Here is a 13,074-nt window from a genome sequence, read left to right on the forward strand (position 1 = left end):
ATTATTAACACTCAAACTATGAAAGTTACACATCTATTAGGAATAGGAGCTATTGCTCTGTCGGCCGCTGCCTGTACTACAAATCCCATTACGGGAAGGTCTTCGTTACAGCTGGCCAATAATTCGGAAATATTAACAATGTCTTCGCAGGAATACAGAACGACATTGTCTAAAGGTAAAGTGATTACCGGGACAGCAGATGCAAAGAGAGTGGTAAGCGTAGGAAACAGAATCAAGAATGCGGCAGAAAGATATTATCAGAATATTGGAAGGTCTGCAGATCTTGCCAACTATAGCTGGGAGTTTAATCTTCTGCAAAGCAATGAGCTGAATGCATGGTGTATGCCCGGAGGTAAAGTTGCGGTTTATACCGGAATTCTGCCGATAACAAAAGATGATAACGGACTTGCCGTAGTAATGGGACACGAAGTTTCCCACGCACTCGCTGGTCACGGAAACGAAAGAATTTCCCAGGCGATGGTGGCTCAGTATGGAGGAGCTATTCTTGGAGGAACAATCTCCAACTCACAATGGGCAAATATCTTCCAGAAGGTATATCCTATCGGTTCACAGGTTGCTCTTCTGAAATACGGAAGAGGACAGGAGTCTGAAGCTGACGAAATGGGGCTTTACCTGATGTCTATGGCAGGATATGATCCTAGAGCGGCAATCCCTTTCTGGAACAGGATGGAATCTGCATCTTCAGGAGCAAGACAGCCGGAATTCTTATCTACCCACCCAAGTCCTGAAACAAGAATTTCAGATATTAATAAGGACCTTCCAAAAGCTTTGGAATATTATAAGGCTGCCGGAGGAAAAATATAATTAGAATTTTAATCTTGAGTAAGGCCTTATTAAATTTTTAGTAAATTTGATAGGGCTTTTTTAATGTAACCACCTAAACACAATATTATGAAGAGTTTATCAATTACCGGACTTATTCTTTTAGCAGTATCTGCTTTACTTTTCTATCTGACTACAGATTTTGCCGTAGAACAAATTAAGATTTCCCACATCATGGGAATGATGGCTGGAGTTGGGATAGGGCTTATCATTGGAGGAATGGTAGGTTATCTGAGCAAAGGAAGTGCTATAAAAGCGGAACAGAAGAAAAAAGAATTCAGGCAGCTGCAAAAAGAAAAAGAAGAACTGGAAAAACAGGCTGCAGATATTGCCAAGCGTCAGGCTGAGCTTGAAAATCAAAATAAAAACCCTCAGATATAGATATCCGGGGGTTTTAACAAGTTGTTATTTTCAAATATTCGTTAGAATTTATATCCTAAACCTACCATAAACAAGTTAGGTCTGTTGTCATATCTGATTTCCGAACCGGAAACCCTGTTGATGAAGTTTCTTTCGTCTTTGCTGAAAGCTCCTTCATATCTTGCATTCACAATAAGCTTTTTAATTTCAAGCTGGGCTCCGAACTGATATCCTACAGTGAAATTGTTTTTAGCATTTTCTTTAAAATCATTATAGGTATTGTCTTTGCTTAAATTGAAGCTTCCCACAGGACCAACAAAGACTCCAAGCATATTCCCCAAAAGATTATATCCTAAAAGCACCGGTACATCAATACGGTTACTTTTCACATCAAATGTAGTATTCTCTGTAGTGAACTCATTTTTGAAGTGGGTATAATATACCTCCGGCATTAAGAATAATGAAGTCGGAAGTCCTACTTTCATTGAAAGTCCAACATTGAAACCTACATTGTTTTTTCCCGTTCCTTCAATAGCATCATTCACTGTTCCTTTAATATTGGACCATGAAGGTGAGCCTGTAGGAAATATTAAATTGGCTTTACCTGCCAGTGAGATCTGTGCAGAAGCCCACATTGAAAACCCTACTAACGCTATACTAAGTACCTTTTTCATTATCGTCTATTTTTGTATTTTCAATCGTTTTATTATTCTCAAGTAAATATTCTCTCAGTTCCTTAAACAGTTCTGAAGAATAAACGAAATCAATCAGATTTTTATTGCCTGCCGTAATCAGAATATCTTTGTTACCTTCCCATTCCTTGAGTCCTAATCTAAGGTATACAATTTTCTCACCAATCGTCATTACAGAGTTCATATCGTGCGTGTTGATGATGGTTGTGGTATTGTATTCTTTTGTGATCTCATAAAGAAGATCGTCAATGATCTTTGAGGTATAAGGATCAAGCCCTGAGTTGGGCTCATCACAGAACAGATATTTGGGATTGTTCACAATAGCTCTTGCAATGGCAACCCTTTTCTGCATTCCCCCTGAGATTTCTGAAGGATATTTTTTATCGGCTTTATCAAGGTGTACCCTTCCTATTACCTCGAATACTCTTTTCTTTTTTTCTCTGTAGGTAAGATTGGTAAACATATCCAGAGGAAACATAATGTTTTCTTCTACCGTCAGTGAGTCAAACAAGGCGCTTCCCTGAAATACCGTTCCGATTTCTGAACGCAGGTGCTGTTTTTCATCCCTGTTCATCGTATTGATATCCTTGCCATCAAAGAGAATCTCTCCGGATGAAGGCATATACACATTCAGAAGACTTTTGAGAAAAACGGTTTTTCCTGATCCACTCTGCCCGATGATTAAGTTTACTTTTCCTTTATCAAATGAAGTTGAAATTCCCTTAAGTACTTCAACATCTCCAAAACTTTTCTTAAGATCTTTTACCTCAATCATCAGCTTAATATTAATTGGGTTAAAATTAATTCAGAAATGATAATGAATACCATTGTCCATACCACCGCCTGCGTACTGGCTCTACCTACTTCCAGGGATCCTCCTTTAACAAAATATCCGAAGTAAGAAGGTACTGTAGCAATAATGAATGCAAAAACTATGGTTTTGGTAAATGCATAATAGATAAACAGGTTAGGCATATACATCTGAATCCCTACAATATAATCGTTCTCCGTCCAGTTTCCGGTCAGAATCCCGGCAATATAACCACCACCGATACCAAACACAATACTGATGGCAATAAGAAGAGGATTAAAAAGCATACAGGCGATAATCTTTGGAAATATCAGAAAGTTGGGTGAATTAACCCCCATAATGTCCAATGCATCAATCTGCTCGGAAACTCTCATGGTCCCGATACTGGAAGCAATATAAGAGCCTACCTTACCCGCCAGAATCAGACTGATAATGGTAGGGGCAAACTCCAGCACCAATACGGCTTTCGTAGCATATCCCACAAATGAAGGAGGAATAGGAAACGAAGATGCATCAAAGTTGTTGAACATCTGGATAGCCACTACGGCCCCCACAAATATAGAAGTGAAGACGACAAGTCCGAAAGAATTTACTCCCAAATCATTAATTTCTCTCATGAACAGCTTCCAGAAAACCCTCATTTTCTGAGGTTTCTGCAGGGATTTGCCCAAAAGCATAATATATTCCCCTACTGCTGTGAAAAACTTTTTTAACATACTGCTAAATTAGACTTTTTTATTGAATTAGGCTAAGGTCAAAACCAAGACTGAGACATAGAAAAATGTTAAAATTATCTGAGTCTTTCCCAAAACCTGAACTTTATTTTGCGTTTTTATCTCCTACAATGACCAGCAGAACGGTTTTTAAAACAATAACCAGATCGAGCACAAAGCTCCAGTTTCTTACATAGAAAGCATCGGCAAGAACCCGTTTTTTCATTTCCACTTCCACATCCCCAAAATCACCTCTCAGTCCGCTCACCTGTGCCAGCCCTGTGATACCGGGACTTACCATACTCCTTAAGCTGTATCTTCCGATTTTGGGTTTATAATAATTATCTACCGCCAGCATATGAGGGCGTGGTCCTACTACAGACATTTCGCCTTTTAATACATTGATGAACTGTGGAAGCTCATCAAGGCTTGTTTTTCTTAAGAATTTACCCACTTTCGTAATCCTGGAATCGTTGGCTGATGTGGTTTTAGTAGCAGATTCATCATTCACTACCATGGTCCTGAATTTAAAACAGCTGAATACCTCTTCATGAAAGCCATATCTTTTCTGTAAGAAGAAGACAGGGCCTTTAGAAGTAGTCTTGATCAGCAGTGCAATAATCGGGAATGCCCACGAACAGATGAAAACCAGGACAATCAATGAAAAAAAGAGATCAAAAGTTCTTTTCATCAGGAAATTAGAATAGTAATCCAACGGATATCTTGCCTGGTTGAGAATGGGCTGTGTCTGTATATATCCGAGATCATAAAGGAAGAAATCACTTTGCGTGATACTCGGAATTAATGAAATATGAACCTTGCTGTCTTCTGCCAGTTTGAAAATCTCAGTTTCCGTGTTTTCATCGTATGAGTTTTCTGTGGACAGAAACAGGGTATGTATTCCGTTCTTTTTCCAGAAACTCACTAATTCATCCGTTCTGATCTCCGCATTTTTATATTCAAATATCCTGTATCCGTAATCTCTCCGGTCTTCAAATATGTTTTTCAGGATTTCAGTGGAATCACTGTTTCCTAAAAACATTACGTTTCTGTAGTTGATCCCTAAGGAACGGAAGTACTTTATGGCAAAGTAAATCAATGATTTTGCAAGAAAAATAAATGCAAAAAGATAAAATGAAAGCCAGTAAATATCCGAATTGAAAAATACATTGTTACTTACCTTTCCTATAAGCAGAACGCCAAGTATAAAAAATAGGAAATGAATTAAAAGGCGTTCAAGAAACAAAGTATACGTCAGGTTCCTCGGGATATTGTAGATTTTTGTCCTACCGCTGAGAAGCACCCAGAACAAAAACAACAGAATCAACGAGAAAATATTCTGATACCAGGTTTCCTTATGGTATTTTAAACTTTCGTTCCTGCTTATAAAAAAGAATATAAAGATAGATGCAATAACCATGAGGTCAAGCAAAATGATGATCGATTTCAGGTATCTAGAGTATCGAATTCTCTGCATCTATCGGTATTATAACGAACAGCTAGCTAAGGTACATATTTTTACGGGATATTCAGATATTTATGAGTCTGAACTGAAGCCTGCCATTCAGGATGTTCCAGAATAAAATCTGTAATTTTAGGATACATGTCATTTCTTTTGCTCCATTCACTCTGAAGATATAGCCTGCAGTGGTCAGAAACTTTTGCTGCCTGCTCCTGTGCAAATGTGAAGTCATGCTGATTGAAAATGATGACCTTAAGTTCATTGGCCTGCTGATAAATTTCTTCTTTAGGAAGCCCTGTTTTCTTTGGAGACAGGGTGATCCAGTCCAGATGTCCGCTCATAGGATAAGCACCTGATGTTTCGATATGGATGGTACATCCCAGTTCTTTCAGCCTGGATGTCAGGATATCCAGATTCCACATCAGAGGTTCCCCACCTGTCAAAACGATGGTTTTACAGTGGCTTGCTGCAGTTTCTGCAATTTCCGCAGCATCCATCAGCGGATGAAGCTCAGGATCCCAGCTTTCCTTTACATCACACCAGTGGCAGCCCACATCACAGCCTCCCAATCTGATAAAATAAGCTGCTTTTCCTGTGTGTGCCCCTTCTCCCTGTAAAGTGTAAAAATGCTCCATGACAGGGAGCATTTTACCTTCTTTTAATAAAATATCTTGTTCTTTATTCATTTTAAAATTAGTCGTTATAGACCGAAGTTTTGTAGGCAATGATGGTGTTTTTCATCAACATTGCTCTCGTCATTGGGCCTACTCCTCCGGGTACCGGTGTGATCCAGCTTGCTTTGGCAGCACAACTGTCGAAATCTACGTCACCGGCAAGGTGATATCCTTTCGGAGAGTCATCATCTACTCTTGTAATTCCCACGTCAACGATTACAGCGCCATCTTTGATCATATCTCCTTTTAAGAAATGAGGGTCTCCTAAAGCGGTGATAACGATATCGGCCTTTTTCGTGTATTCTTCGATGTCTTTTGTATATGAGTGTGTAAGGGTTACGGTAGAGTTTCCAGGGAAATCTTTTCTTCCCATAAGGATACTCATCGGTCTTCCTACAATTTTACTTCTTCCGATGATTACACAGTCTTTTCCTTTGGTTTCGATATTGTATCTTTCCAATAGAGTTAAAATACCGAAAGGAGTGGCAGGCAGGAAAGTATCCATTTCCAATGCCATTTTCCCAAAGTTTTCAGGATGGAATCCATCTACATCTTTTCTAGGGTCAATAGCGTTGATGATTTTCTCCTGGTCAACCTGATCCGGTAGAGGAAGCTGAACGATAAATCCGTCAACAGCCTTAGACTTGTTTAATTCATCAATTTTTTCCAACAGTTCAGATTCTGAAACCGTGCTTGGAAATTTAATTAAGCTGGATTGAAATCCTACTTCTTCGCAGTCTTTTACCTTAGCGTTTACATAAGCTTTACTTGCTCCGTTGTTTCCAACAAGAATAGCTACCAGATGAGGAGCTCTTCTTTTTCCTGCAAGAATCTTTTCTACTTCAGCTTTGATCTCTGCTTTTATTTCTTTGGACACTTTAAGCCCGTCAAGAATTTCTGCCATTTTTACTTTTTACTTTATTTAGATTTATTTTTACTTTTACTTTCTTTTTATCTCTTACTATTTGAATTGTTTGTAGTAAGCAATCAATCCGTTGGTAGAACTGTCATGAGAGCTGATCTCTTCATTGTTTTCAAGTTCCGGAAGAATCTTATTGGCCAATACTTTTCCTAATTCTACCCCAAACTGGTCGAAGCTGAAAATATTCCAGATCACTCCCTGTACAAAAATTTTGTGTTCGTACATGGCAATTAGCTGTCCCAGTGAAAAAGGAGTTAATTCCTTGAATAATATAGAGTTGGTAGGTGTATTTCCGTGGAAGACCTTAAAGTTGACCAGCCTGTCAGTTTCTTCGTCAGATTTTCCTGCATTTTTAAGTTCTTCCACTACTTCCTCTTCCAGTTTTCCGAAAGCAAGGGCCTCGGTCTGTGCAAAGAAATTAGCCAGTAATTTATCCTGGTGGTCAGAAACTTTATTACAGCTTTTTGCATAGGCTATAAAATCGGCCGGGATCAATTCCGTACCCTGGTGGATCAACTGATAGAATGCATGTTGACCATTTGTACCAGGTTCACCCCAGATGATCGGGCCTGTTTCATATTCTACAAATTCACCGTTTCTGTCTACACATTTTCCATTGCTTTCCATATCTCCCTGCTGAAGATAGGCTGCAAACCTGTCAAGATACTGAGAATAAGGTAAGATCGCATAGCTTGTTGCCGCATAGAAATTCCGGTACCATATGCCCAGAAGTCCCATCAATACAGGAACATTTTCAGAGAAGTCAGCGGTCTGGAAATGTTGGTCGGTATCATAAGCTCCTCTTAAAAGCTGCTCAAAGTTTTCATATCCTACGGCCAGTACAATACTTAATCCGATAGCACTCCACAGAGAGTATCTTCCGCCTACCCAGTCCCAGAATTCGAAAATATTTTCCTCTGCAATTCCGAACTTTTTAACTTCCTGAATATTAGTGGATAAAGCTACGAAATGTTTTTCCACATCTTCCTGCTTTCCTGCTTTCAGGAACCAGTCTTTGGCAGAATTTGCATTCGTCATGGTTTCCTGTGTTGTAAACGTTTTGGAAGCAATGATGAATAATGTGGTTTCAGGATTTAAGTTTTTCACCACTTCTGCAATGTGATTTCCGTCTACGTTGGAAACGAAATGTACATTTAATCTTGTTTTGAAATGCTTTAAAGCTGAACAGACCATCACAGGTCCCAGGTCTGATCCTCCGATTCCGATGTTCACCACATCAGTGATTTCTTTTCCGCTGAAACCTTTGTGCGCTCCGGAAATAATTTTTTCGGAAAAAGCTTTCATATGGTCCAGAACCTTTTTGATCTGTGGTTTGATATTTTCACCATCCACAAGGATCTCTTTATCGGAAAAATCCCTCAATGCCGTATGCAAAACAGCTCTTCCTTCCGTTTCATTGATCTTGTCACCGGAGAACATTCTGGAAATGGCATCTTTTAACCGGCATTCTTCAGCCAGCTCCAATAAAAGTCCTTTTGTTCTTGAATCGATTAAGTTTTTAGAATAATCAAAAAGATAGTTGTCCTTTTGCAGGGAAAATTCATTAAAACGGTTCGGATTATACTGGAAAAGGCTTCTCAGATCAAAGTCATTTCCGGCAAAGTGTTCATCAAGAGCTTTCCAGCTGTTAGTGTGTATAGGATTTATTTTTGCTAGCATATTTCAGGAATTTGTATGGCTCAGAGTATCATAAGCTGGATTAAAATATTTTTAAATCCATAACGATTTATTTCTGATGTGCAAATTTAAGGAAAAATAAAACCTCTGATAAATTTGAAAGTGATAAATAACAATTTTTTAAATAAAAATCCCGGATACGTACAATCCGGGGTTTATTTGAAATATTCATGTAAACGGTTTGAAGAATTATTCATCCATATCATTCAGGATGGTTTCCAATTGCTGTGCATTTCGCCCGTAAATATATTTTGTCCATAAAACAATACTGGCTACAAAGGTTATTGTTCCTGATAATACAACCAGGATGACTGCTTCCTGATGAAAATGGCTGAGCTCAGACAGGGATTTTCCTTTTTTTTCTAAAATATTAAAGATCTGCAGACCGCTGGTTACCATAAGATGAGGAAGGAGAAGAAACCCGAATGATTGGTACCTTTCCATATTCAGGCATAATTCATGATATATTTTCCAAAGGCTGTTTTTAGTATTTCCCGTATAAAGTTCAGTCTGTTTGTAAAATTTATAAAATCCATACAGATAATAACAGGATATTACGACCATTACAATATAAGAGACATAGTAAATAATATATTGTGAAGGTGGAAATTTTAATATAAAAGGAAAAAATGCGATCAGGATGATTGCGAAAACCTGAGCCGGGAATTCTTTTTTCATGCTTTTCTGTATCTTTTCAATAGGATGTTTGCTCTCTTTTAACTGCTGTATGCTGTCCGGAATCTGAACATTGCTGCCCTCTTTATTCCATTGTTCTTTTAACTGATCAAAATTCATAGCCTGATTTTTTTATGATTTGTTGTATTTTTTCTTTTGTTCTGTTAAGTTTTACCCGGGCATTGCCTTCACTGAGCCCAAGATTGCTTCCGATTTCTTTATGAGACATTCCTTCCATGAAGTAAAAGATGACTGCCTTCTCCAGGGCATTCAGCTCCTGCACGGCGCTGTAAAAAATTTTCAGCTGCTGGTCTCTGGCAGGATTATAGTCCTCTTGCTGTACTTCAAAATGGTGTGAAGCATCGGTATGGTTGCCGGTTCGCTTTTTTTCTTTTTTCAGATAAGTAATCGCCGTATTGATGGCGACACGGTACATCCATGTGGAGAATTCACTGTTTCCTTTGAAGTTCTGATAGGATTTCCACAGCTGGATCAGAATCTCCTGCTGCAGGTCTTCCCTGTCTTCCATGGAATCTGCATAGATGCGGGAAGCTTTATATAAAATGCCTTTGTGCTGGTTGACAAGCTTTAAAAAGGCGGCTTCAGTTGGGTTGCTCACGATCGTTTCACGGTTGGGTTATCGTTATAAATTGGATACAGGTTTTACGGTGTAGCCTTTTGATTTCAGAAGATTGATCAGGCCATTGTCTCCCCAGAGGTGACCACTTCCTACGGCAAAAAATGAACTTTGTTTTTTCATTATTTCCGGCATTTTTTCTGCCCAGTTTCTGTTTCTGTCTGTCAGAACCAGTTTTTCCTGCCTTTTATTCATGAACTTAGGATCTTTAATCAGTTTGTCCAGTTGTTTCAGATCTTCGTTTTTAAAAGCTTCAGCCATTTTTTGAACGGCAACAGCATATTGATTTCCCTGTTTCAACTGAAGTATTGCTTCCTTAAGGTTGTAGGCCTGGCTTATTGCATAAGTCTGATCATCCACTTTCTCCAGGCCGCTTATCGTTTTTTTGTTCTTTAAAGCTGTTTTAAGCAACTCTATTTCATACATTTTCACCTCATTCTGAGGGCATGGGACTGCTTTGGTGGCAACGAGGGAATAAAGGGCTGCTGAACTGTGGGAGTCAACATTTTTAAGGGTAGTTCCATATTCAGCCAGTATTTTATCTAAATCTTTTGCCTCTTCGGGAGTTAATTGTTCAGATATTTTTTTATCTGCATTCATCATTTTTTGAATTGAAGCCATCTCGTTTTGATCCGTATAATTGATTTCCGTTACAAAATTCTCAGACTGATTAAGGGCGTTCCATACTTTAGGTTTAATATCGAAATCCCTATTGCATAAGATATGAAAAGTTCCGGCAATATAAGACGGTTTAGAAAGACCGTTACCTGACACCTCCCAAAGCAGGCTGTTGTCATTACCGGTATTCGTATTTTGTGCTTGTGCAGTCATAAAGTTCACTGATAATAATGCTGCGAGGCCTAATTTTATTACATTTTTCATAGTATTGATTTTTTTGATTTCTGTTCTTTTAAACAGTAGGTAAAACAGACAGTATAATCGTTACAGTTTTTTTGAAAAAAAGTAAAAACCTCCTGAAAACAGGAGGTTGTAAAATCTAAAATTATGATGATGACCAATGGGTCAGGATAGCCTTTTATTCTTTGATAACCGGACGGTTATTTTTTGAGGATTTTCTTTTTCTTAGGAAATAAATAATGACGGAAGCAATTAATACCAGCGGCCAGATATTGATCAGGGCAACAATGATCCTCTGGATCAGGTAAAACCCGTAGACAAAGCCATCCTTGGCATCGTAGATGAAATTGTATCTGTATTTACTGTCAATGCTGCTGGTATTGGTGATGGCAATTTCTGCAATACGTAGCTTAGGTTCTTTGATGAAGATGTCAACAGTACTGTATTTCAGATGATCGGTCATATTCATACTGGACAGTTTCTGAAGATTTCCTTCAGCAATATTATCATTATTCAGGGTTACTTTGTCTTTGTTGGTCTTCAGTTTACTGATTTCTTCAGAGATTTTCTCTGTTCTTTTTCCTTCCAGCTCAGAATATTTAATATTGGCGGTTACATCTTCAGCATTGATGGATCTTGAATTCAGAAATAATTTGTTACTGTTGATTGCCATTAAGAGATCATCCAGTTTTTCTGTGGGAACACGTACCTGCATCCTGTTTTCCGTCTGGTATTTTTTCACCAGCATGGCTTCTTCATCGGAGGTATTGTAAGTATCCTGAGCCACAACATTGCTTTGAAGATTGCTGTTGGTAACAAACCCTCCAAGTTCCTTCACTGATTTTTCAATAGCGATTGTAGCATTATACACATCTTTTACTTCCATGTTTACATCGGCTGTTTTGATGAACTGCTTATCTTTTACGCTCATGCCTGCAACTGATGAGATGCTGTCTGATACGGTAACTGTAGAGTCGGACGTTGCATAAGCATTAAAATCAGTGGACGCCACTTCTCCTTTTTTACAGGAGTAAATGCCTGATAAAATAACAGCTGCCAGAGATAATTTAATGTAAGTAGTTTTCATAGTATAAATATTTAAATGTTTTGCTTTATTCAAAGTTCCGGCAGGATCTTTTGTAATGCTTGAAAATTGAAAGTAAAAAACTTGTAAACGGAATATTCTGTTTTAATGAATTGTAAATGAGTGTTTTGTAAAATACTGCTGATGTTTTCCGTTTGCTTTCGGAGTAATTTTTGCTTATCTTTTACAAACCAAACTTCAATTTATCATTATGTCAAATACATTTTCCAAAATCAGAAACGCAATAGAATTATTCAGATCCATTGATTTCGATCAGTTAAGCTCCATATCTGAAAAAGTAGATTTACCTAAACTCATGCAGAATTTTTCAAAGCTGGACGATAAACAGCTGTCCGGACTCATGAAAATGCTTGATCCGGAAAAGAAAAAGAAAGAGCTGCCTCCAATTGATGGTGATTTTTACGATATCTATCACACCCTGAGCCCTGAACAAAGAGAAATTCAGCTTAAAGTAAGAGACTTCATGGAAAAAGAAGTTAAGCCCCTCGTCAATCATTATTGGCTGAGAGACGAATTTCCGTTTGAGCTGATCCCGAAATTTCAGAAACTGAATATCTGCGGGGTGACGTATGAAGGCTACGGCTGCCCGGGAATGCCTTTTCTGATGGAAGGAGTTATTGCGATGGAAATGGCAAGAATTGATGCATCTATCGCTACGTTTTTTGGGGTGCAGTCCGGACTGGCGATGGGTTCCATTTATATCTGCGGATCTGAAGAGCAGAAACAGAAGTGGCTTCCCCAGATGCAGAAATTTGAAAAAATAGGAGCTTTCGGACTTACAGAGCCTGAAGTAGGATCCGGTGCTGCAGGCGGGCTTACGGTAACCTGTAAAAAAACACCTGAAGGCTGGATACTGAACGGACAGAAAAAATGGATCGGAAATGCCACTTTCGCAGACCTAGTGATTATCTGGGCAAGAGATCTGGATAGTGGAGAGGTGAAAGGATTTATCGTAGAAAAAGATAATCCCGGCTATTCTGTGGAAAAAATTAAAGGAAAAATGGCCCTGAGAATAGTTCAGAACGGGCTCATCACTTTAAAGGACTGTCTGGTCACAGAAGAAAACCGCTTGCAGAATGCCAACTCATTTAAAGATACCGGAAAAGTCCTCCGGATGACACGGGCAGGAGTAGCATGGATGGCTACAGGTTGTGCAAGAGGTGCTTACGAAAGCGCTTTGGATTATACCCGAAAAAGAGAGCAGTTTGGAAGACCGATAGCCTCTTTTCAGATGATCCAGGGGCATCTGGTGGAAATGCTTTCTAACCTTACCGCAATGCAGACTATGGTGTTCAGGTTATCAGAAATGCAGGATGAAGGCATTTTGAAAGACGAACATGCCTCACTGGCCAAAGTCTTCTGTACCCTGAGAACAAGGGATATTGTTTCCAGAGCAAGGGAGGTAATGGGCGGAAACGGTATCCTGCTCGAATATGATGTAGCAAGATTCGTAGCGGATGCTGAAGCCATCTACTCTTATGAAGGAACAAAAGAAATCAACTCGCTCATCGTAGGACGGTCGATTACAGGATTCAGTGCATTTGTGTGATAGATTAAATGGTGCTGAAAGGTTTAAGATCCGGGTTTTTATAGCGGTTAACAACAGTTTCCGGATGAAAACACC

14 protein-coding genes are annotated in these 13,074 nt (G+C 38.9%); 3 read left to right on the forward strand and 11 right to left on the reverse strand.

Annotation, left to right across the window (positions count from 1 at the left end; all coding sequences use genetic code 11):
* The first annotated feature begins 18 nt into the window (after positions 1-18).
* Both BBI00_RS21445 and BBI00_RS21450 read left to right on the forward strand, forming a co-directional pair.
* Positions 19-825 carry a M48 family metallopeptidase gene (locus BBI00_RS21445; RefSeq protein WP_065400874.1) on the forward strand — a complete coding sequence of 269 codons (807 nt, stop codon included), beginning with the start codon at positions 19-21 and terminating at the stop codon, positions 823-825.
* An 87-nt stretch (positions 826-912) separates the two neighbouring features.
* A complete protein-coding gene (locus tag BBI00_RS21450; protein WP_065400875.1) occupies positions 913-1,224 on the forward strand; it encodes a hypothetical protein in 312 nt (103 codons plus the stop codon).
* A gap of 41 nt (positions 1,225-1,265) precedes the next feature.
* Here the strand turns inward: BBI00_RS21450 and BBI00_RS21455 are convergent, their stop codons facing one another.
* From BBI00_RS21455 to BBI00_RS21505, 11 genes are all read right to left on the reverse strand, one after another.
* Positions 1,266-1,877, reverse strand: coding sequence for an outer membrane beta-barrel protein (locus BBI00_RS21455; protein WP_065400876.1), 612 nt, complete (start codon positions 1,875-1,877; stop codon positions 1,266-1,268).
* Positions 1,861-2,670, reverse strand: coding sequence for an ABC transporter ATP-binding protein (locus BBI00_RS21460; RefSeq protein ID WP_065400877.1), 810 nt, complete (start codon positions 2,668-2,670; stop codon positions 1,861-1,863). The genes BBI00_RS21455 and BBI00_RS21460 overlap by 17 nt, the downstream gene beginning before the upstream one ends.
* Complete coding sequence (locus BBI00_RS21465; protein ID WP_065400878.1) at positions 2,670-3,422, reverse strand: MlaE family ABC transporter permease; 753 nt, start codon at positions 3,420-3,422, stop codon at positions 2,670-2,672. The genes BBI00_RS21460 and BBI00_RS21465 overlap by 1 nt, the downstream gene beginning before the upstream one ends.
* Before the next feature lie 103 nt (positions 3,423-3,525).
* Positions 3,526-4,896, reverse strand: coding sequence for an exopolysaccharide biosynthesis polyprenyl glycosylphosphotransferase (locus BBI00_RS21470; protein WP_065400879.1), 1,371 nt, complete (start codon positions 4,894-4,896; stop codon positions 3,526-3,528).
* A gap of 41 nt (positions 4,897-4,937) precedes the next feature.
* Entirely contained in the window at positions 4,938-5,567 is a 630-nt protein-coding gene (locus BBI00_RS21475; RefSeq protein ID WP_065400880.1) for a 7-carboxy-7-deazaguanine synthase QueE, read from the reverse strand.
* A gap of 7 nt (positions 5,568-5,574) precedes the next feature.
* Entirely contained in the window at positions 5,575-6,459 is an 885-nt protein-coding gene (locus tag BBI00_RS21480) for a bifunctional 5,10-methylenetetrahydrofolate dehydrogenase/5,10-methenyltetrahydrofolate cyclohydrolase (protein WP_065400881.1), read from the reverse strand.
* Positions 6,460-6,516: 57 nt separating this feature from the next.
* The gene (pgi, locus tag BBI00_RS21485; RefSeq protein WP_065400882.1) at positions 6,517-8,157 is read right to left on the reverse strand and encodes a glucose-6-phosphate isomerase; all 1,641 of its coding nucleotides are present in this window, start codon (positions 8,155-8,157) and stop codon (positions 6,517-6,519) included.
* A gap of 207 nt (positions 8,158-8,364) precedes the next feature.
* The gene (locus BBI00_RS23465) at positions 8,365-8,970 is read right to left on the reverse strand and encodes a hypothetical protein (protein ID WP_065400883.1); all 606 of its coding nucleotides are present in this window, start codon (positions 8,968-8,970) and stop codon (positions 8,365-8,367) included.
* On the reverse strand, positions 8,960-9,394 hold the full coding sequence (locus tag BBI00_RS21495; RefSeq protein WP_394363638.1) for an RNA polymerase sigma factor: 435 nt from the start codon (positions 9,392-9,394) through the stop codon (positions 8,960-8,962). Before BBI00_RS21495 ends, BBI00_RS23465 begins: the two co-directional genes overlap by 11 nt.
* A 99-nt stretch (positions 9,395-9,493) precedes the next feature.
* Positions 9,494-10,369: a TraB/GumN family protein gene (locus tag BBI00_RS21500; RefSeq protein ID WP_065400885.1), complete on the reverse strand. Its 876-nt coding sequence runs from the start codon at positions 10,367-10,369 to the stop codon at positions 9,494-9,496.
* A 154-nt stretch (positions 10,370-10,523) separates the two neighbouring features.
* Positions 10,524-11,432 carry a DUF4349 domain-containing protein gene (locus BBI00_RS21505; RefSeq protein ID WP_065400886.1) on the reverse strand — a complete coding sequence of 303 codons (909 nt, stop codon included), beginning with the start codon at positions 11,430-11,432 and terminating at the stop codon, positions 10,524-10,526.
* Between the two features lie 208 nt (positions 11,433-11,640).
* Here BBI00_RS21505 and BBI00_RS21510 point away from each other — a divergent pair, with 208 nt between their 5' ends.
* Entirely contained in the window at positions 11,641-12,999 is a 1,359-nt protein-coding gene (locus tag BBI00_RS21510; RefSeq protein WP_065400887.1) for an acyl-CoA dehydrogenase family protein, read from the forward strand.
* The last annotated feature ends 75 nt before the right edge of the window (positions 13,000-13,074 follow it).

Origin of the sequence: Chryseobacterium arthrosphaerae (assembly GCF_001684965.1) — a bacterium.
GTDB classification, from domain to species: domain Bacteria; phylum Bacteroidota; class Bacteroidia; order Flavobacteriales; family Weeksellaceae; genus Chryseobacterium; species Chryseobacterium arthrosphaerae.

Coding starts and splice junctions, on each gene's coding strand:
- BBI00_RS21445 (WP_065400874.1), top strand. CDS start 19: ATGAAAGTTACACATCTATTAGGAATAGGAGCTATTGCTCTGTCGGCC.
- BBI00_RS21450 (WP_065400875.1), top strand. CDS start 913: ATGAAGAGTTTATCAATTACCGGACTTATTCTTTTAGCAGTATCTGCT.
- BBI00_RS21455 (WP_065400876.1), bottom strand. CDS start 1,877: ATGAAAAAGGTACTTAGTATAGCGTTAGTAGGGTTTTCAATGTGGGCT.
- BBI00_RS21460 (WP_065400877.1), bottom strand. CDS start 2,670: ATGATTGAGGTAAAAGATCTTAAGAAAAGTTTTGGAGATGTTGAAGTA.
- BBI00_RS21465 (WP_065400878.1), bottom strand. CDS start 3,422: ATGTTAAAAAAGTTTTTCACAGCAGTAGGGGAATATATTATGCTTTTG.
- BBI00_RS21470 (WP_065400879.1), bottom strand. CDS start 4,896: ATGCAGAGAATTCGATACTCTAGATACCTGAAATCGATCATCATTTTG.
- BBI00_RS21475 (WP_065400880.1), bottom strand. CDS start 5,567: ATGAATAAAGAACAAGATATTTTATTAAAAGAAGGTAAAATGCTCCCT.
- BBI00_RS21480 (WP_065400881.1), bottom strand. CDS start 6,459: ATGGCAGAAATTCTTGACGGGCTTAAAGTGTCCAAAGAAATAAAAGCA.
- pgi (WP_065400882.1), bottom strand. CDS start 8,157: ATGCTAGCAAAAATAAATCCTATACACACTAACAGCTGGAAAGCTCTT.
- BBI00_RS23465 (WP_065400883.1), bottom strand. CDS start 8,970: ATGAATTTTGATCAGTTAAAAGAACAATGGAATAAAGAGGGCAGCAAT.
- BBI00_RS21500 (WP_065400885.1), bottom strand. CDS start 10,369: ATGAAAAATGTAATAAAATTAGGCCTCGCAGCATTATTATCAGTGAAC.
- BBI00_RS21505 (WP_065400886.1), bottom strand. CDS start 11,432: ATGAAAACTACTTACATTAAATTATCTCTGGCAGCTGTTATTTTATCA.
- BBI00_RS21510 (WP_065400887.1), top strand. CDS start 11,641: ATGTCAAATACATTTTCCAAAATCAGAAACGCAATAGAATTATTCAGA.